This is a genomic window from Caulobacter sp. ALps2, from assembly GCF_058681635.1.
Genome location: NZ_CM178743.1, coordinates 783,983 through 803,040 on the forward strand (window position 1 = coordinate 783,983; position 19,058 = coordinate 803,040).

The 19,058-nt window shown below is 68.1% G+C and carries 17 protein-coding genes, 1 tRNA gene and 1 pseudogene; 7 read left to right on the plus strand and 12 right to left on the minus strand.

The window, feature by feature from the left end:
- Nucleotides 1–16 precede the first annotated feature (16 nt).
- Complete coding sequence (locus tag ACW173_RS03540) at nt 17–403, minus strand: nuclear transport factor 2 family protein (protein ID WP_492083506.1); 387 nt, start codon at nt 401–403, stop codon at nt 17–19.
- Between the two features lie 113 nt (nt 404–516).
- On the opposite strand from ACW173_RS03540, the gene ACW173_RS03545 reads away from it, so the two are divergent.
- On the plus strand, nt 517–1,455 hold the full coding sequence (locus tag ACW173_RS03545) for a LysR family transcriptional regulator (protein ID WP_492083507.1): 939 nt from the start codon (nt 517–519) through the stop codon (nt 1,453–1,455).
- A 292-nt stretch (nt 1,456–1,747) separates the two neighbouring features.
- Here ACW173_RS03545 and ACW173_RS03550 read toward each other — a convergent pair.
- A tRNA-Val gene (locus ACW173_RS03550) sits at nt 1,748–1,822 on the minus strand.
- A 101-nt stretch (nt 1,823–1,923) separates the two neighbouring features.
- Complete coding sequence (gene cpdR / locus ACW173_RS03555; protein WP_004616083.1) at nt 1,924–2,280, minus strand: cell cycle two-component system response regulator CpdR; 357 nt, start codon at nt 2,278–2,280, stop codon at nt 1,924–1,926.
- A gap of 179 nt (nt 2,281–2,459) precedes the next feature.
- On the opposite strand from cpdR, the gene ACW173_RS03560 reads away from it, so the two are divergent.
- Nucleotides 2,460–3,386: an N-formylglutamate amidohydrolase gene (locus ACW173_RS03560; RefSeq protein ID WP_492083508.1), complete on the plus strand. Its 927-nt coding sequence runs from the start codon at nt 2,460–2,462 to the stop codon at nt 3,384–3,386.
- Nucleotides 3,387–3,628: 242 nt separating this feature from the next.
- On the opposite strand, the gene ACW173_RS03565 is transcribed toward ACW173_RS03560, so the two are convergent.
- The gene (locus ACW173_RS03565) at nt 3,629–4,018 is read right to left on the minus strand and encodes a hypothetical protein (RefSeq protein ID WP_492083509.1); all 390 of its coding nucleotides are present in this window, start codon (nt 4,016–4,018) and stop codon (nt 3,629–3,631) included.
- Nucleotides 4,019–4,588: 570 nt separating this feature from the next.
- Here ACW173_RS03565 and typA point away from each other — a divergent pair.
- Together typA and ACW173_RS03575 are read left to right on the plus strand one after the other, a co-directional pair.
- Entirely contained in the window at nt 4,589–6,424 is a 1,836-nt protein-coding gene (gene typA, locus ACW173_RS03570) for a translational GTPase TypA (protein ID WP_492083510.1), read from the plus strand.
- Between the two features lie 261 nt (nt 6,425–6,685).
- Entirely contained in the window at nt 6,686–9,091 is a 2,406-nt protein-coding gene (locus ACW173_RS03575) for a putative bifunctional diguanylate cyclase/phosphodiesterase (RefSeq protein ID WP_492083511.1), read from the plus strand.
- 125 nt (nt 9,092–9,216) lie between these two features.
- Here the strand turns inward: ACW173_RS03575 and ACW173_RS03580 are convergent, their stop codons facing one another.
- Nucleotides 9,217–9,468, minus strand: a complete 252-nt coding sequence (locus ACW173_RS03580; protein WP_492083512.1) for a GlsB/YeaQ/YmgE family stress response membrane protein — start codon at nt 9,466–9,468, stop codon at nt 9,217–9,219.
- 76 nt (nt 9,469–9,544) lie between these two features.
- Between ACW173_RS03580 and ACW173_RS03585 the strand changes: the two genes are divergently transcribed.
- On the plus strand, nt 9,545–10,705 hold the full coding sequence (locus tag ACW173_RS03585) for an aminotransferase (protein ID WP_492083513.1): 1,161 nt from the start codon (nt 9,545–9,547) through the stop codon (nt 10,703–10,705).
- A gap of 117 nt (nt 10,706–10,822) precedes the next feature.
- On the opposite strand, the gene ACW173_RS03590 is transcribed toward ACW173_RS03585, so the two are convergent.
- The 3 genes from ACW173_RS03590 to ACW173_RS03600 form a co-directional block, all read right to left on the minus strand.
- On the minus strand, nt 10,823–13,390 hold the full coding sequence (locus ACW173_RS03590) for a hybrid sensor histidine kinase/response regulator (protein WP_492083514.1): 2,568 nt from the start codon (nt 13,388–13,390) through the stop codon (nt 10,823–10,825).
- 65 nt (nt 13,391–13,455) lie between these two features.
- Nucleotides 13,456–14,220, minus strand: coding sequence for an SDR family oxidoreductase (locus tag ACW173_RS03595; protein ID WP_492083515.1), 765 nt, complete (start codon nt 14,218–14,220; stop codon nt 13,456–13,458).
- Nucleotides 14,221–14,401: 181 nt separating this feature from the next.
- Nucleotides 14,402–14,587, minus strand: a complete 186-nt coding sequence (locus ACW173_RS03600) for a hypothetical protein (protein ID WP_492083516.1) — start codon at nt 14,585–14,587, stop codon at nt 14,402–14,404.
- A 135-nt stretch (nt 14,588–14,722) separates the two neighbouring features.
- On the opposite strand from ACW173_RS03600, the gene ACW173_RS03605 reads away from it, so the two are divergent.
- On the plus strand, nt 14,723–15,220 hold the full coding sequence (locus tag ACW173_RS03605) for an SRPBCC family protein (RefSeq protein ID WP_492083517.1): 498 nt from the start codon (nt 14,723–14,725) through the stop codon (nt 15,218–15,220).
- A gap of 141 nt (nt 15,221–15,361) precedes the next feature.
- On the opposite strand, the gene ACW173_RS03610 is transcribed toward ACW173_RS03605, so the two are convergent.
- A complete protein-coding gene (locus tag ACW173_RS03610) occupies nt 15,362–16,114 on the minus strand; it encodes an extensin-like domain-containing protein (protein ID WP_492083518.1) in 753 nt (250 codons plus the stop codon).
- Between the two features lie 102 nt (nt 16,115–16,216).
- Nucleotides 16,217–16,942, minus strand: coding sequence for an extensin-like domain-containing protein (locus ACW173_RS03615; RefSeq protein ID WP_492083519.1), 726 nt, complete (start codon nt 16,940–16,942; stop codon nt 16,217–16,219).
- A gap of 120 nt (nt 16,943–17,062) precedes the next feature.
- Between ACW173_RS03615 and ACW173_RS03620 the strand changes: the two genes are divergently transcribed.
- Nucleotides 17,063–18,427 (plus strand): MFS transporter, encoded by a 1,365-nt coding sequence (locus ACW173_RS03620; protein WP_492083520.1) that lies wholly within the window; start codon nt 17,063–17,065, stop codon nt 18,425–18,427.
- Here ACW173_RS03620 and ACW173_RS03625 read toward each other — a convergent pair.
- Both ACW173_RS03625 and ACW173_RS03630 read right to left on the minus strand, forming a co-directional pair.
- A pseudogene (locus ACW173_RS03625) lies at nt 18,424–18,675 on the minus strand (HepT-like ribonuclease domain-containing protein); the annotation flags it as partial. The gene ACW173_RS03620 and the pseudogene ACW173_RS03625 overlap by 4 nt on opposite strands.
- A 91-nt stretch (nt 18,676–18,766) precedes the next feature.
- Entirely contained in the window at nt 18,767–19,057 is a 291-nt protein-coding gene (locus ACW173_RS03630) for a nucleotidyltransferase family protein (RefSeq protein ID WP_492083521.1), read from the minus strand.
- Nucleotide 19,058: the final 1 nt, after the last annotated feature.

Sequence of the window (19,058 nt, forward strand, 5' to 3'; positions counted from 1 at the left end):
AGCACGCTTCGACGCCTCAGGCGCCGGCGGGGTCGAGAAAGACGTGGAGGGTCTGGATCCGGCCGTCCCCAAAGCGGGCGACGTCGGTTCCGGTGACGGCGACGGGACCGTTCGCGGGGCCACAGGACCAGCGAAGACGGCCGACTCCGTGATGGGCGGCGGCGGGGCCGACCGCGACGAAGGCGAAGGCGGGCGGCAGGCTGGACAGCAGCACCTCCACCGCCTGATTGATGGCCGAATGGCCGGTCGCCACGGCGTGGGGTTCGAGGAACGAGGCGTCCTCCGCGTACAGCGCCTGGATCGCGGCCAGACGGCGGACGCCATCGCGCTCGCCGAAGACGCGCTCGAGATTGGCGTGCAGCAGGCCCGCCCCGTCGGGGCCGGTGGTGGTCAGGTTGGACATGGGCGTGAACTCAACGGCGGCGGCGGCGTGTTGCCGCGATATGACCGCGCCGGACCTGTTCGCTGTAGTCATCGATAGGTGGAACCAGCTTCAAGCGTTTGTATAAAGCGAGCATGGAAACCCTCGCCAACCTGGAGTCCTTCATTCGCAGCGCCGAGTGCGGGAGCTTCTCCGCCGCCGCCCGCCGGCTGGGCGTGACGCCCGCGGCGATCAGCCGGAACGTCGCCAATCTGGAACGCGGCCTGGGCGTGCGGCTGTTCCAGCGCAGCACGCGCAGCCTGACCCTGACCGAGGACGGCGAGCGCTTCCTGAAGTCGGTCTCGGACGGCGTTCAGTCCATCCAGTCGGCGATCGCCCAGGTGACCGCGCAGGCGGGCAGACCGGCCGGGGTGTTGAAGGTCAGCATGCCGTCGACCTTCGGCCACGATCACGTGATGCCGATGCTGCCGGCCTTCCTGGCGCGCTATCCCGACGTCCAGCTGGATTTGGGTTTCGAGAACCGTCAGGTCGACCTGATCGGCGAGGGCTTCGACGCGGCCATCGGCGGCGGCATGGAATTGCCTGCGGGTATCGTCGCCCGGCGCCTGGCGCCGCTGCATGTCATCGCCGTGGCTTCGCCCGACTACATGCGAGGCCGCCCGCCGCCTCAGGCGCCGCAGGAGTTGGCGGCGCTGGACGGGCTTTCGATGCGTTCGGCCCTCACCGGCCGCGTGCGCGTCTGGCGGATGCGCAACCGCGAAGGCGTCGAGACGACCCTCGAGCACAAGGCCAGCATCGCGGCCAACGACCCGGAGGCCCTATGCCGGGCGGCCCTTATGGGCCTGGGCGTGGCGATGATCGCGGTGCCCTATGTCGAGTGGCATCTGGAAAGCGGCGCGCTGCTGCGCCTGGCGCCGGATTGGTATGCCGACATCGGCGCCATATCGCTCTATTTCGCGGGCCAGAAACTGCTGCCCGCCAAGACCCGCGCCTTCATCGACCATGTGATCGCCGGGTTTAAGGAGCTGAACTTGGCGCAACGGTTTTCAGCGGAGCGAGGCCACACTCTATAGACTCGCCCCCCAAGCCGGCGCGGCTAGGTTTCCTGATCGGGGCGGAACCTGACCTTGGCCGGATGCGCCACGCTCTCTGTCACCTGGCGCGTGGATGTTCGCGCGCCGTGGGTTAGGCACGGATTCCCCTCGCAAGGCCGACCAAGAGCAGACGGCTCGCGCCGCGACTAATAGAGCGCAAGGCTATTTCGCGCCCATGCTGGGGGAAGCTGGGGAGGCGCGTGAAATCGCGCAAGAATCGCATCGCCCGAAAGCGATTCAACGATTTGAGTCTAAAGAAGAAAGGAGAGGATGGTGGACGCGACAGGGATTGAACCTGTGACCCCTACGATGTCAACGTAGTGCTCTCCCGCTGAGCTACGCGTCCGCCGAAGCGATCCGAACCGTCTTCGAGAAGACGTCCCGGCCGGGAAGGTGTGGGGGTATAGCGGCGGCTTGGCCGGTGCGCAAGCCGCCAAAAAGAACTTTTTAGGCGGCCATCATTTTTTCCACCTCGGCGACCAGGTCGCGCAGGTGGACGGGCTTGGACAGGACCTTCGCGCCGGCCGGCGCGCGGTCCTGGGCCGAGAGGGCGACGGCGGCGAAGCCGGTGATGAACATGATGCGCAGGGACGGATCGCGGGCGGCGGCCTGGCGGGCCACCTCGATACCGTCCATGCCCGGCATGACGATGTCGGTCAGCAGCAGGTCCCAGGGATGTTCCAGGTGCTGGACGGCTTCCTCGCCGTCGGCGCAGGCCTGGACTTCGAAGCCGGCGCGTTCCAGCGCCCGGGCCAGGAAACCACGCAGGGAATCGTCGTCTTCGGCAAGGAGGATGCGGGCCATGAGGTCACGTGTCCGGAAGGATGTGCGTCGCTAGAGGAGCCACCTTACCGCGCGGAGCGTAAATCGGGGATGAACCTAATCGTCGCGGCCACGATCGCGCTTGTGGACGGATCGCCTCATCGCGCGACGCCAGGGTGATTGGTGTTTGACCCCGGCCCGCCTGCCTTCGATGATGACGCATGAGCGCTTGGCGGCCCATTTCGACCGACCATCCGGCGACCGCGCCGCTGGAGACCTTCAGCGGGCCGGCGTTCGAGGTCACGCGCGCCGCCCCGGCCGGCGCCCCGCCGCCGACGGCCCTGGTGTTCGCCTCGCCACACTCGGGCGACGTCTATCCGGAGGACATGACCGCCGCCGCCCGCCTGCCGGTCGAGACCTTGCGCGCCTCGGAGGACGCCTTTGTCGACCGGATCGTGGCCGGGACGCCCGGCCTGGGCGCCAGCCTGATCCGCGCCCGCTTCGCCCGCGCCTATGTCGACCTCAATCGAGAGCCGTGGGAACTGGACCCGGCCATGTTCGACGGCGACCTGCCCGAATACGCCCGAGGCCGCACCGCCCGGGTGGCGGCGGGCCTGGGGACTATCCCGCGCATCGCCGGCGAGGGCCGGCCGATCTACGCCCGCAAGCTGACCTTCGCCGAGGCCAAGGACCGGGTCGAACTGGCCCACCGCCCTTATCATGACGCCCTGGACCGCCAGCTGGCGGCGGCGCGGGCCGCGCACGGGGCGGCGATCCTGATCGACTGGCACTCGATGCCGGCCGCCGCCGCGCGCGGCCAGCGGGCCAAGGGCGGCGGGCCGTGCGACATCGTGCTGGGCGACCGCTTCGGCGCGGCCTGCTCGCCCAAGCTGACCGGCCTGGTCGAGCGCGAGCTGGAGGCCCTGGGCTACCGCGTCGTCCGCAACGCGCCCTATGCCGGCGGCTACACCACCGAACACTACGGCCGCCCAGCCAAACGCACCCACGCCCTGCAGATCGAGATCAACCGCGCGCTCTATATGAACGAGACCACGCGCGAGCCGACGGACGGGCTGGCGAAGCTGACGGCGGACGCCGAGGCGCTGACGCGGGCGCTGGCGGGGCTGGACGTGGGGGAGTTGCGGTAGGGGGTGTCGGGCCCCCTCGGAACGTGATTGCACCAGAGCCGCTCGTGGTCACGATCTGAGCCGACCTAGGCAATGTCCGCGACGGGGTGGATGTCGGACACGCTTTGCGTCCTTCGTGGCTCGCCTTCGGATCACACCTCGGGATGAGGACCTTGTTGCTTCGAACGCCTCATCCTGGGGTGCGCGCTCCTGAGCGCCTCGACGCTGAGCGCATTCGCGCCTCGGAACCGGAACGACGGTGATCAAGGTCTCGCGGCCCCCGCCGGCGGCAAAGCGAAGCGAATCGTGATTCCCGGCATGCGCCGCGACACCTGCGCCGCGTTCTCCCCGGAGACGTCGACCTGGTAGTAGGTCATGGCGACCAGGGCCGCGCCGCCGAAGCCCAGGCCTTCGGGGTTTTCGCCTCTGACCACGCAGTCGCCGAACGCGCCGTCGCGGCGGATCACGCATTCCAGAGTCGCCGCGCCTTCCACGCCCGCGCGACGGGCGGTGGCGGGGAAGAGGCCGGCCAGGACTTCCGGCGACGGTGATTTCAGGATCCGCGGAGGCGGCAGGCGCTGCTGGGCCGGTGTCATATTGGCGACACCCATGAGGATCAGAACGGCCGCGGCCAGCGTTATGGGTCGATTCAAAAGCTTACCCCCCGGTTCGCTTCGACCTTCCTAGTGAGATCTGGGTCGCTGTTCGTGTCAAACGGACGCGCGCGGCGCGGGAGCGGAGGCGGCTCGCGACCTATACGGACGCATCGCGGCCACTGGGGCCAAAAAAAAGCCCGGCGAAACCGCCGGGCCAGTTCATTAGGGAGGAAACGCCCAGGAAGGGCAGAAGCGGCAGCGCCGCCTCACAGGATTGTTTATAGGGTGCGGCGCAAAATTAGGCAAGAAGAAATTTGGACTTCAATGTCGATTTTTTGACAGGGGATTTACGCAACCCTTTGCAACGCAAGGGTTACGTAACGGCGCTATTTGGAATTGCCTTAAATTTATGCATGTTGCAGTGCACAATTTGTTGCGTTTGAAACGGTCTCTCGAGCAAACATCGCGCAAAGCCAAGCGCGGCAAGGCTTTGGTGATGACACCGGTTACCTGCGACAAGTGTTTCATAGCGTCAGGGCTAGATAAATCGAGCGCAGTCGCGTAAAAGCCGCGCGCCTGACGCGTGCCGTGTCATCCCCTATTCCTCCCGAAAGTCCGTCCGTTCCCATGTCCATGCGAAATATCGCCATCATCGCGCACGTCGATCATGGCAAGACCACCCTCGTCGACCAACTGCTGGCCCAGTCGGGCGTCTTCCGCGCCAATGAAGCCACGACCGAGCGCGCGATGGACTCCAACGACCAGGAGCGTGAGCGCGGCATCACCATCCTGGCCAAGTGCACCAGCGTGCTGTGGAACGGTGAAGCGGGCGAGACCCGCATCAACATCATCGACACCCCCGGCCACGCCGACTTCGGCGGCGAGGTCGAACGGATCCTGGGCATGGTGGACGGCTGCGTCCTGCTGATCGACGCCGAGGAAGGCGTCATGCCGCAGACGAAATTCGTGCTGACCAAGGCGCTGAAGATGGGCCTTCGCCCGATCCTCTGCATCAACAAGGTCGACCGCGCCCACGCCGATCCGGACCGCGTCCACAACGCCGCCTTCGACCTGTTCGCCGCCATCGGCGCCACGGACGAGCAGTTGGACTTCCCGCACATCTACGCCTCGGGCCGCGCCGGCTGGGCCACGCTGGACATGAACGTGCCCAGCGACAACCTCGCCCCCTTGTTCGACCTGATCGTCCGCCACGTGCCGGAACCCAAGCAGATCGCCAAGAAGGATGAGCCGTTCCAGATGCTGAACGTGCTGATCGAAAGCGATCCGTTCCTGGGCCGCCTGCTGACCGGCCGCATCGAGAGCGGCAAGGCCGTCCCTGGCATGGCCATCCACGCCCTCGACCGCGACGGCAAGGAAATCGAGCGCGGCCGCATCACCAAGGTGCTGGCCTTCCGCGGCCTGAAGCGCCAGCCGATCGACGAGGGCGCCGAAGCCGGTGACATCGTCGCCATCGCCGGCATGTCCAAGGCGACCGTGGCCGACACCCTGTGCGCCATGGACGTCACCGACGCCCTGCCGGCCCAGCCGATCGACCCGCCGACCATCTCGATGACGGTCTCGGTCAATGACAGCCCGCTGGCCGGCCGCGAAGGCGACAAGGTGCAGTCGCGCGTCATCCGTGACCGCCTGCTGAAAGAAGCCGAGAGCAACGTCGCCATCAAGGTGACCGAGACCAGCGAAGGCGACGCTTATGAAGTGTCGGGCCGCGGCGAACTGCAGCTGGGCGTTCTGATCGAGAACATGCGCCGCGAAGGCTTCGAGGTCTCGATCAGCCGTCCGCGCGTCGTGTTCCAGACCGATCCGGAAACCGGCAAGCGCCTGGAGCCGATGGAAGACGTCATGATCGACGTCGACGACGAGTTCTCGGGCATCGTCATCGAGAAGCTGTCGCTGCGTAAGGCCGAGCTGAAGGACATGGGTCCGTCGGGCGCCGGCAAGACCCGCATCCAGCTGACCGCCCCCTCGCGCTCGCTGATCGGCTATCAGGGCGAGTTCCTGACCGACACGCGCGGTTCGGGCGTGCTGAACCGCGTGTTCAGCCACTACGAGCCCTACAAGGGCGCCATCGACCAACAGCGCAAGGGCGTGCTGATCTCGAACTCGGACGGTGAGACCGCGGCCTACGCGCTGTGGAACCTGGAAGAGCGCGGCGTGATGTTCGTCGGCGCCGGCGAGAAGACCTACCTCGGCATGATCATTGGCGAGAACGCCCGTTCGGACGACCTCGACGTCAACCCGATGAAGGCCAAGCAGCTGACCAACGTCCGCGCCTCGGGCAAGGACGAGTCGATCCGCCTGACCCCGCCGCGCAAGATGACCCTCGAGCAGGCCATCGCCTATATCGAGGAAGACGAGCTGGTCGAGGTGACCCCGAAGAACATCCGCCTGCGCAAGCAGATCCTGAACCCGTCGTTCCGCAAGCGTCGCGTCAAGGAAGAGTAGGCCTTACGGGCTTTCCGAGATTGGGCCGCCGTTCGCGAGGACGGCGGCCTTTTTCGTTTCTCTCGGGCTCCGCTCCCCCGGCTTTCGCCGGGAGGACGGGCGATGGCTGTTCATCTGAAGCGGAAGAGACGAATACCGCCGGCCTACTCATTTCACCCCTCAATTTACTCGGCGAAAACGCGAACTTAACCGCAGGTTTACCCGGGCGAACGATGGTCTTGGCCGGGGGAATTTCACTCCGGAAGACCAGAGGCACGCGTCGTGCGCATCGCCGCCAGCACGCTGATCAATCGCGGCGCGTCAGCGCTGCATGACCGCCTTCTGCCGCACGTGCCCGAGGCCATGGCCGGCCGCGTGCGCATGGAGCAGGTGCAGAGCATCCTGCGCATGACGCCCGTGATGATGGGCGCCAACATCGTCATCGCCATGCTGGTCGGCCTGGCGGGGCTCCATAGTCCGCACAGCACGCCCCTCACCCTCTGGGCCGCCATCGTCGTCAGCTACGCCCTCCTGGGCCTGCGCGGCTGGGTCGCCTCTCAACGCCGCAAGAGCGCCAAGAACTCGGTCTCGGCCCGTGGCGTGCGCCGCATCACCTGGCAGGCGGGCCTGCTGGGTTGCCTGTGGGGCGTGCTGCCGATCATGACCATGCCCAAGGAGCAGGGCTTCGCCGGCGCCATGCCGATGCTGGTCGCCTCGGTCCTGGCCGGCATGATCGGCTGCGGCGGCTTCGCCATGCTGACCCTGCCGGCCGCCGCCATCGCCTATTCGACGCCGATGGTCATCGGCGCCCTTTATGTGCTGGCCACCAGTAACGACCCGATCCTGTACGCCCTGGGGGGCCTGCTGATCTTCTGCCACATGGTGGTCAGCGTCTCGTGCCTGTCGCACGCCAAGATCTTCGCCGACCGCCTGGTCGCCGCCGACGAGCTCGAGCAGCAGAAGCAGGTCGTGTCCCTGCTGCTGTCCGACTTCGAGGAAGGCGCCAGCGACTGGCTGTGGGAGGTCGACGCGTCCGGCGCCCTGACCTATGTCTCCGATCGCATGGCCGCCGCGGCCGGCGTCGACAAGGCCGCGCTGATCGGCCAACCGATGTCGGAGCTGTGCGGCGCGGCCGAGGGCCCGATGGGTTCGGTCGCCGCCCTGGCCCCGCTGTTCTTCGACCAGAAGGCCTTCCGTGATGTCGTCGTCTCGATCGGCGTCGGCTCCGAGACCCGCTGGTGGTCGCTCTCCGCCAAGCCGGTCCATGACCTGAACGGCGTCTTCATCGGTTTCCGGGGCGTGGGCGCCGACATCACCCAGGCCCGCGAGGACCAGGCCCGCATCTCGCGCCTGGCCCACTACGACGTGCTGACCCAGCTGCCCAACCGCCTGTCGTTTCTGCAGGCTCTCTCCAAGGCCTGGACCGAGCACGGCAAACGGGGCGAGACCGGCTGCGCCGTCCTGTGCCTGGATCTCGATCACTTCAAGGGCGTCAATGACAGCCTGGGCCATCCGATCGGCGATGATTTGCTGATCCAGGCCGCCTCGCGACTGCGCGACTGTGTCGGCGACCTGGGCCTGGTCTCGCGCCTGGGCGGCGACGAGTTCGCCGTCGTCATCGCTCCCTCGCCCGGCCACGAGGCCCTGGCCGAGCTGGCCCGGGCCATCGTCGCGACCCTGTCGGATCCTTACGACGTGCGCGGCCACAATGTGCTGATCGGCGCCAGCGTCGGCATCGCCGTGGCCCCGTTCGACGCGGACGATCCCGACGGCTTGCTGAAGAACGCGGACCTGGCCCTCTACCGCGCGAAGGGCGACGGCCGCGGCGCCTATCGCTTCTTCGAGACCGCCATGGACGTCTGGGCGCAGGAGCGCCGCGCGCTGGAACTGGACCTGCGCGACGCCCTGGCCAACCACGAACTGAAGCTGTTCTTCCAGCCGCTGATCGGCAGTGCCGAGCACGAGACCACCGGCTTCGAGGCCCTGCTGCGCTGGCAGCATCCGCGCCGGGGCCTGGTGCCGCCGGCCGATTTCATCGAGTGCGCCGAACAGTGGGGCCTGATCGGCGCCATCGGCGAATGGGTGCTGCACGAGGCCTGCCGCACGGCCGCGACCTGGCCCTCGCACCTGACCGTGGCCGTCAACCTATCGCCCAACCAGTTCGCCTCTGGCGAGCTGGTGACCCAGGTCCGCGCGGCGCTGAAGGCCTCGGGCCTGGCCCCGCGACGGCTGGAGCTGGAGATCACCGAGGGCTTGCTGCTGCACGACAGCGTCAAGACCCTGGAGCAACTGGCGGCCCTGAAGGCCCTGGGCGTCAAGATCGCCATGGACGACTTCGGCACCGGCTATTCCAGCCTGGCCTATCTGTGGCGGTTCCCGTTCGACAAGATCAAGATCGACCGCTCGTTCGTGGCCGAGATGCAGGACAACACGGCCATCGCCGACATCCTGCGCACCATCGCCCTGCTGGGCCAGACCCTGAACCTGGAAGTCACCGCCGAGGGCGTCGAAACCCAGGCCCAGGCCAATCTGCTGTCGGAAATGCGCTGCGACACGTTCCAGGGCTTCCTGTACGGGCGTCCGATGCCGGTGAGCGATATTCCGAGCTTCCTGCTGTCCAACCTGGCGCGGCAGATGCGGCGCGGCGACGAAACGGACGCCGCCGACGAAGAAGCGGTTACGGGATAGAGAATCTGCTCCCCCAGAGGGGAGCTGTCGGCGAAGCCGACCGAGGGGGCATCGCCGGCCCAGGCCGAGCTGCCCCCTCCGGCCCTCTGGGCCACCTCCCCCAGAGGGGGAGGAGAGCTTCCGAGCTAGTCGCGGCCCTTCACCAGCCCCAGCAGCCACAGCAGCACCACCGCGCCCAGGGTCGAGATCAGCAGGCTGCCGATCCAGCCCATGAAGTGGATGCCCAGCATCCCGGCGATGAACGCGCCCAGCAGCGCGCCGACCAGGCCGACGATCAGGTTGGTCAGCAGGCCGTGGTCCCGCTTCATGATCTTCTCGGCCAGCCAGCCGGCGAAGATGCCGATGATGATGGCCCCGATGAAACCCACGCCGTTCATGTTGATGTTCTCCTGTTGAAGCTGCGCCGCAGGAAATGCGCGAGCGGTGCTTTGGGTTCAGTGCTAGGCAGCGAACATGGCGCATCCCGTCTTCGACAACCTGTCGACCACCATCTTCGAGCGCATGAGCGGCCTGGCCCGCCAGCACGGCGCGATCAACCTAGGTCAGGGTTTTCCCGACGACCAGGGCCCCCTGCCCGTTCGCGAGGCAGCGGCGCGGGCGCTGATCGAGGGCTCCAACCAGTATCCGCCGATGCGTGGCCTGCCCGAGCTGCGCGCCGCCGTGGCCGGGCACTATGGGCGGACCCAGGATCTCCGGCTCGATCCCGACACCGAGATCGTCATCACCTCCGGGGCCACCGAAGCCCTGGCGGCGGCGTTCACGGCGCTGATCTCGCCCGGCGACGAGGTGGTGCTGTTCCAGCCGCTGTACGACGCCTACCTGCCGCTGGTGCGACGGGCGGGCGGAATCCCCCGACTGGTCCGCCTGGCCCCGCCGGAATGGCGCTTCACGCGCGAGATGCTGGAGGCGGTGTTCAGCGACAAGACCCGCATGGTGGTGCTCAACAGTCCCCTGAACCCGGCCGGCGTCGTCACGCCCGACGAGGATCTGGCGCTGCTGGCGCAGTTCTGCGTGCGCCACGACACCATCGCCGTCTGTGACGAGGTTTGGGAGGCCGTGGTCTTCGACGGCCGCAAGCATCGGCCCCTGATGACCTTCCCCGGCATGCGCGAGCGGACGGTGAAGATCGGCTCGGCCGGCAAGCTGTTTGGCATGACCGGCTGGAAGGTCGGCTTCCTGATGGCCGCGCCAGCCCTGACCCGGCCCCTGGCCGCCGCCCACCAGTTCCTGACCTTCACCACCCCGCCCAACCTGCAGACCGGCGTGGCCTGGGGCCTGGACCACCACCGCGCCTGGTTCGACGAGATGCCCGAGGGCTTGCAACGCTCCCGCGACCGGCTCACGGCTGGGCTACGCGCGGCGGGGTATGTCGTGCTGGAGAGCCAGGGGACCTATTTCCTGAACGTCGACCTGACGGCGTCGGGGATCACGTTGGACGACGTGACCTTCTGCGAGCGCTGCGTCGTGGAGTTCGGGGTCGCGGCGATCCCGGTATCGGCGTTCTTCGCGGAGGATCCGGTGCGAAACGTGGCGCGGCTGTGCTTCGCGAAGACGGACGAGACGCTGGATGCGGCGTTGGAGCGGTTGGCCGCGGCGCGGGCGGCTTTTACCTGAAATCTGCTCCCCCGCTGGGGGAGCTGTCGGCGAAGCCGACCGAGGGGGCGTCGCCGGCCTATGCCGAGCTGCCCCCTCCGGCCCTCCGGGCCACCTCCCCCAGAGGGGGAGGAGAGATCAAAGCGCGCTCAGACCCGCCATCAGGTCACGCGCCGTCCCGCGCGCCAGGCAGCGGTCCATCGCCGACAGCAGGTTCCGCAGGTCGATCGGCTTGGCGACGTGCGCATCGCACCCCGCCTCCAAACATGTCTTGATCTGCGACGACATCACGTCCGCCGTCAGAGCCACCACCGGCAGGCGGGCGAAGCGCGGGTCCTCGCGCAGGCGCCGGGTGGCCTCCAGGCCGTCCAGCACCGGCATGTTGACGTCCATCAACACGATATCGATCGGCTGGCCTTTCAGGGCGTCCAGGGCCTGCTGGCCGTTCTCGGCCTCGACCAGCTCGCAGTCGAACGGCTCGAGGAACAGGCGGATGACCCGGCGGTTGACCGGATGGTCGTCGACGACCAGCACCCGGCGGCCTTGCAGCGCCACGAAGCCGGCCTCCTCGTCGCGCGTATCGTCCTTCCAGACCGGGACCTCGGACGGCTCGGCCGCGTCGACCAGCATCTCGATCGTGAAGACCGAACCCACGCCCTCCTCGCTCTCGACGCGGATCTCGCCGCGCATCATCTCGACCAAGCGGCGGGTGATGTTTAGGCCTAGGCCCGTGCCGCCGAAATTGCGGGTGGTGGAGGCGTCGGCCTGGACGAAGGGTCGGAACAGCTTGGCGATCGTGGCGGCATTCATGCCGATGCCGGTGTCGGCCACGCGCAGGCGCAGGCGGACCCGGCCAGATCCATTGGGGCCATCGTCGGTCGGATAGCAGGCCAGGGCCACCTCGACCTTGCCTTGGGTGGTGAACTTCAGGGCGTTCGAAACGAGGTTCGTCAGGCACTGGCGCACCCGCACCCCGTCGAACATCAGCGGGCCGGGCGCCTCGCTCTCCAGCTTGAACGTCAGGGCCACGCCCTTCTCGCGGGCCGTGGGCTGGTAGGCGCCCACCAGGCGCGAGCAGGTCTGGACCAGATCGCCCACCGTCGGGGCGATCTCCAGCTTGCCGGCCTCGATCTTGGAGAGGTCGAGAATGTCGTTCAGCAGCACCAGCAGGGTGTCGCCGCTGTCCATGATCAGGTCGACCTGTTCCTTCTGTTCCGAGGTCAGTTTGCCGGCGCGCAGGGCCTGGCCGACGCCCAACATGCCGTTCAGCGGCGTGCGCAGCTCGTGGCTCATCACCGCCAGGAACGAGGACTTGGCCTTGTTGGCGGCCTCGGCATGCTCCTGCGCGTCCTTGAAACGGCGCGAGACGCGGCGCTGGTGCGCGGCCCAGGCCACGCCGCCGGCGACGAGCACGCCCAGCAGCACGGCGATGACCACGGACGCTCTCGCCAGGCTGCGGCTGAGCCGCACCTCCTCGGTCAGGCGGCGGCTCTCATCGCGCTTGGCGCGCAGCTCGCTGTCCAGGGCCGAGGACATCTCGGCGACGCTGCGCGAGTGGGCGCGGTCGGCCTCCAGGCGGTCCAGGCGGCGCCAGGCGTCCAGCTCGCGGAAGGCCCGCGCGCCATGGCCGTCGGCCTGATCGATATAGGCCTCGATCAGGTTTTCCTGGTGCGGATCACGCGGGGCCAGGGTCTCGGAAATGGCCCGCAGGCGGGCGAGGTCGGCGCGGGCCTGGTCGGCGCGGCCCAGTTGGGCCAGGGCCAGGGCGCGCTGCCCCAGCATCAACACCCGCAGGCGTCGGTCGGGCTCGGCCAGGTTGGCGGCGGCGGGCGCCAAGCAGGCCAGCACTCCTCGCGGCGCGTCGCGCAGGGCCGCGATGCGGGCGCACAGGAAACGGTCCCAGGTCTGCAGGTCCTTCTCACCATCCGACGTGGTCATTTGGTGGTGCAGGGCCGCGAAGCGCTCGGCGGCGTCCAGCTCGCCCAGCTCGGCGGCGGTATAGGCGATGTCGTAGATCCGCTCGATCTTGCGGATATAGAAGGCGTCGCGCTCGTCCAGCCGCGCGGCTTGGGCCATGTGATCCAGGGCCCCTTCCTTGTCCCCGATGTCGGACAGGGTGTAGCTGTGCACCTGGTGCAACTCGGCCAGCAGCGGCTGGCCCATGCGACCGCGTTTTTCCAGGTCGGTGGTCAGGTCCGCGGCCAGGCGGGCGGCCTGGGCCCAGCGCCCGACCTGGCCCAGGTGGCGCACGCGCTCGATGCCGGCCATCAGGCGGATGTCCGGCCCGGACCTGTCCATGAACCGCCGCCAGTCGGCCTCGGTGAAGGCGCGGAAGCCGCGCGTCTCGTGGCGATAGGCGATCGTCTCCAGGTCGGCCAGCGCCGCCAGGGACGGATCCTTGTCACGGATGGCGGCCTCGCGGGCCCGCGCCGCCCAGGCGTCGAAGCGGCCGGGGATCTGGTTGCTCTTGTAGGCGTACAGCACGCGCCACAGGCCGTAGAGGCGAACCTGGCCCGTCTCGCGCAGGGCCCGCTTGCCGGCGCGCTCGATGTCCTCGTTGGCGCGCGGCGGATCGCGGACCTCGTGGGCGCCGATCTCCTGGCTCAGCTGATCCAGGCGCTGGCCGAGCGGAATGCTTGTCTGCGCCGCGGCGACGCCAGCGGCGAGACTTGCGATCAGGACAAGGGACGTGAGCAAGCGCCGCATTGGCCATAAGCCTTCGCGGGGATTGATGTAGGACCAGTTAAGCTTACCGCCGAGGTTGCGGGCTTCTAGATCGTCGCCCCCCCGTCCACCACCAGAGCTTGCCCCGTCATGAAGCTGCCAGCCCGCGAGGCCAGATAGATCGCAGCCCCGGCCAGTTCGTCAGGCTCGCCGATCCGACGCAGCGGCACGCCCTTGGTCGAACGCTCCAAGGTCTCGGGATTGTCCCACAGGGCCTTGGCGAAGTCGGTCTTGATCAGGCCCGGCGCGATGCAGTTGACCCGCACGTTGTCGGGGCCGAATTCGTGCGCCAGGTTTCGCGCCAACTGGAAGTCGGCGGCCTTGCTGATGTTGTAGGCCCCGATGATGGCGTTGCCGCGCAGGCCGCCGATCGACGACACGATAATGATCGCCCCATCCTTCCGCGCCCGCATCTCCGGCGCGACCATGCCGATCAGCCAGTGATTGCTGATGATGTTGTTGTCCAGGATCTTGCGGAACTGGTCGTCGCTGATCCCGGCCAGCGGGCCGTAGTAGGGATTGCTGGCGGCGTTGCAGACGCAGATGTCGACCTGGCCGAAGGCCTTGCGGGTCTCGTCGACCAGGTTCTGCAGGTCGTCCTTGGAAGCGATGTTGGCCGGGACCGCGATAGCCGTCCCCGCGCCGTGCTTGGCGTTGAGCGCGGCGGCGACCTCTTCGCAGGGCGCAAGCTTGCGCGACGAGATCACCACCTTGGCGCCGTGCTCGGCCATCCGCTCGGCGATCGCCTTGCCGATCCCGCGAGAGGATCCGGTGATGATCGCCACCTTGCCGGTGAGGTCGAAGAGGCCCATGGCGCGCTCCCTAAACGCTTGTTTGAATGTACTGTGCGGCGGGGAGGGTTGGGGGTCAAGGGTTGGGGCTGAGTGCGCGCCCCCTCCGTCACGATGTATCCGCATCGCGCCACCTGCCTCGCTTGCGGGGGAGGTTGATCGGCGCCGACAGGCGACGAGACGGGGGGGGCGCTACCGATCTCTATTCGTGCGGATGCGCTCGCCCAATCGGCTCGGCCGCCGCGTCGTCCTCGTCCTCATCTTCCGTGACGATCTGAGCCGGCTCGGCCTGGCGGGCCAGATCGCGAGCGCCGACCCCGCCGCCCTGCTGGATGTTGCGCTCGACCTCGACACTGGTCGGTTCGTAGGCGTCTTCGCGTTCGGGCATGAGGGTCGCTCCTTCGATGGGTGTCGAAGGCCAACGAGCCCCCACGAAAAAAGTTTCGGCCCCGATGTCGGAGGGAGTGGATGCGCCCCGTCCTTGAGGCGAGAGTTCACTCCAACCGACACAGGAAACGCCCCCATGGCCCTCGACACCGCCAACTTCCCCGCCGACAATTTTCCTGAAGATAGGGAACTCGTTCTGGACCGCGTCCTCGACGCTCCGGCCGACAAGCTCTACAAGTGCTGGACCACGGCCGAGCTGATGCCGCGGTGGTTCTGCCCCAAGCCCTGGACCGTCTCGGACGTGAAGCTGGACGTGCGCACCGGCGGCAACAGCTACCTGGTCATGAACGGCCCGAACGGCGAGCGCATGCCCCAGCCGGGCGTCTATCTGGAAGTCATCCCGAACAAGAAGATCGTCTTCACCGACGCCTTCACCGAGACCTGGCAGCCTTCGGCCAAGCCGTTCATGGTCGCCATCGTCACCTTCGAGGACCTAGGCGACGGCAAGACCCGCTACCGCGCCGTGGCCCGCCACTGGTCCGCCGAGGACAAGGCCGCCCACGAACAGATGGGCTTCCACGAAGGCTGGGGCATCGTCGCCGGTCAGCTGGAAGCGCTGGCGAAGACGCTGTGATGGCTATTCCCTCTCCCCTTGCGGGAGAGGGTGGCCCACGAAGTGGGTCGGGTGAGGGGTCTCGCTCCGCTATCCGGCCAGGCCTATCGACCCCTCATCCGGCGCTGCGCGCCACCTTCTCCCGCAAGGGGAGAAGGACCTCTAGGAACACTTGTTCCACCCGCTCATGTCGAGGTGGAAGTGGTCGCGGTGCTCGGCGTTGTAGTCCGGGCTTAGCGTGGTCAGGAACACCCGGCAGGCGCCGTCGCGCGTCCGCCGCAGGAACTGGCCGCGCGGCCCCGGATCGGTCCAGTCCGACGCCACGCTGATCACCGAGCCGTCGGCCAGCCGGAAACCGGCGACATCGATGGCGTCGGCGGTGGCGTGCTCGCTGACCGGCCCCTCCCGCAGACCGTACATCCGCCGGCAGGCGTAGCTGCCGTAGTGGACCAGGGACGAGACGCCCTGTCCCAGCAGTTCGTCGGCGGCCGGCTGCACGACCTGGCGCTCCCAAATGGTCAGGGCCAGGGCTTCCTTGCAGACCAGCGGCGCCTCGACCGGCTCGAACCTGGCCAGGCCGCCTTGCAGCTGGACGGCGTCGCGCAACTGGCAGAACTGGCCCTCGGTGCGATCGGGAACCTCGGCATAGGTCACGCCGGCCCGCGCCATGATCCCGCGACACAGCTTGGGATCGGCCCCGGCCCGCGCCGCCTTGACCCGCGTGGCCAGCCCCACCGGATCGACGACGCTGAGCGGCTTCCACGGCAAGTGCTGGTCGGGGATCTTGCGCTCGGCCACGAAGGCCATCAGCAGCACGATCAGCCACAGGATCACCAGGCCGGCATAACGGGCCAGGCGGGCGCGATGACGGACCTCGTGCTCGATGCGCGGGTTGTGCGGAACGCGATAACGCATGGGGCGGGGGAGCGCCTTACAACGGAAGGGCGACAGACGGGAAATGGTTAACGCCGCACCCAAGCACGACCATGGCGACAGGTTCAACCTTCCGCACGGTCCTCAGCGGCAAAGACTGTAACCGGCCGGATTCAGGTGCAGATGGTCGGCGTGGGCGGCGTTGTAATCGGGGCTCAGAGTGACGCCGAACACCCTGCAGGCTCCGTCGCGCACGCCCCGAATGAAACGGCCCTCGGCCGTGTCCTTGCGAAAGTCCTTCAGCACCGTGACCCGCCGACCGTCGGCGGTGCGGAAACCGGCGACGTCAAGGGCGTTGGCGCGCGCGTGCTCGCTGGGCCGCTCGCCCGGGCGACCATAGATCGTGCGGCAGGCATAGGTTCCCAGCTGGTCGATCCGGATCACGGGCGCGCCCAGGATCTCGCGCGCTTTCGGAGCCACCACCTGCCGTTCCCAGAGGGCGTAGCGCAGGGCCAGCGGACAGGTCATGACCGGGGCTTTCGGGACCAGACGGCTCCGAGCTCGGACGGTGTCGTGGTTGGAGCAGAAGCCCTGCTCCTTTTCCGGCTGGTCGACAAACCCGATTCCGCCCGCCGTCAGCGCCGCGCGACACTTGGCCGGGTCGGCGGTGATCACCGCCAGCTTGCCCGCCGTCGCCAAGCCGATCGGCTGATTCAGCGAGAACGGTTTCCACGGCAGGTCCTGCGGCGGCGCCAGGCGATCGACCAGCATGAAGGTCAGCATCCCGGCCAGGGCCAGGTCGACCAGGACCGACCACAGCTGGGCCAGGGCGAGGGCCAATGGGGAGATGCGCGGGGAGACGAGCTTCACCCGGGACCAACGAAGCATCGCCGCCTGGGTTCACTGGGGCGGGTTCACTGGGGCGGGTTCACTGGGGCGGGTTCACTTGCCCCCCGCATCACCCTAGATGGAGACGTAAGAGGGGACGACATGGCCGCCGGACTGAAGATCGACAAAGCGCTCGCGCCGCGGTTCGCGCTGCTGTGCCTGGGCATCTGGCTGAACGCCGCCGACACCCTGGTCACCGCCACCATCATGCCCAGCGTCGCCCGCGAGATTGGCGGCTACCAGTATTTCGGCTGGTCAGTGGCGGCCTATCTGACCGGCTCGATCGTCGCCGGGGCCTGCTCGGGCAAGCTGTCGATGGCCATGGGGCTACGCGCCGCCACGGCCCTGACGGGCCTCGTCTACGCCATCGGCTGCGCGATGAGCGCCCTGGCGCCCGAGTTCGTCACCTTCATCCTGGGCCGGCTGATCCAGGGCCTGGGCGCGGGGGCCGTGGTCGCTCTGTGCTACGTGGCCATCACCGCCCTCTTCCCCGAGCACCTGTGGCCGCGCGTCTATGGCGCCGTGGCGGGCATCTGGGGCGCGGCGACCCTGCTGGGCCCGTTGCTGGGCGGCCTGTTCGCGGCCGCCGGCTTCTGGCGCGGGGCGTTCTGGATGTTCGTGGTCCAGGCGATCATCTTCGTGGCCGCCGTGCTGGTCATGCTGCCGGCCGGAAACCGTGATGCGGGCCGGGGCCGGATCCCCACCCTGCAACTGACCTTGCTGGTCATCGGCGTCAGCCTGATCGGCGGGGCCGGCGTCGTGGCCTCGCCGCGATGGGCCGCCGCCCTGGCGATCGGCGGCGTCATCGGCATGGCCGCCATGCTGGCCGCCAACACCCGCACCCACGACCGCCTGCTGCCCAAGTCGGCCGCCGACCTGCGCTCGGCCACGGGCCTGGGCCTCTTGACCATCTTCGCCTGCGAGGCGGCGGTGATCGGCTTCACCGTCTACGGCCCCGCCTTCATCCAAGCCCGCCACCACGCCTCGCCCCTGACCGCCGGCTATGTCGTCGGCGCCATCGCCGCCGGCTGGACCCTGTGCGCCATGGTCTTCGGCAACACCCCCGCCGAGAAGGACGGCCGCCTGATCCGCATCGGGGCCGGCGTGATCGCGCTGGGCGCGGCGCTCAGCGCCTGGACCGTCGCGCGCGGCGACCTGTGGGAAATCGCCGCCGCCTTCCTGGTCATGGGCTGCGGCTTTGGCCTGGCCCACGCCTTCATCGCCCGCCGCGCCATCGCCGGCGCCCCGGCGGACGAGCAAGCCATGGCCTCCGGCGCGGTGCCCACCGCCCAGCTGATCGGCGGCGCGGCGGGCTCGGCCGGCGCCGGCGCGATGGCCAACCTGCTGGGCTTCAGCCACGGGATAGACCTGAGCCTGGCCCCGACGCAGGGGCTGGTGCTGTTCGGGGCCTTCCTGCCGCTGGCGGTGGTCGGGTTTGTGGCGGCGTGGCGGTTGGGGCGGGGTTAGGCCGCCTGGATCCGAGCGATGATCCGCTCGACCGCCGCTCTCAGCCCTGGCAACTCGACGACCACAACCGACCAGACGATTGTGAAGCTGATGCTGCTGTAGCCGTGCGCGATGCGATTGCGGAGATCGATCGCCGCACGCCAATCGATGTCTGGTTCCAGCTCCCGCACCGAGGTCGGCAGGCGGGCTGCGCTCTCACCGACGACAAGCAGGTTCAAGGCAACCGCATCGCGCCGCATCCTGTCGGCGACAAAACCATCCTAATCAACGCCGGCAACATAGGCCTCGATTTGTTCGATAGCCTCCAGAAGCTCGGACAGATAAGTGCGAACCGAAGCCTCAGGCAAAGACGACCTCTCGCAAGACAGGGTCCTTTATGAGGCGATGCAGGCCGTCCTCGGTCACCAGATCGACGGGCCGCCCCAGCAGCTCGACGAGCTCTCGCTCGAGCCTGAAGAAACCAAACCCCGGTAGAACTTTCGGCGCGAACTCCACCAGCACGTCCACGTCGCTGTCCGGCCCCGCCTCGCCCCGCGCCGTCGAGCCGAACACGCCCACCCGCGCGACGCCGTAGCGATCGAGCAGCGGCTTGGCCGCGCGCAGTCTAGTGAGGGCCTCGTCGAGGGTCATG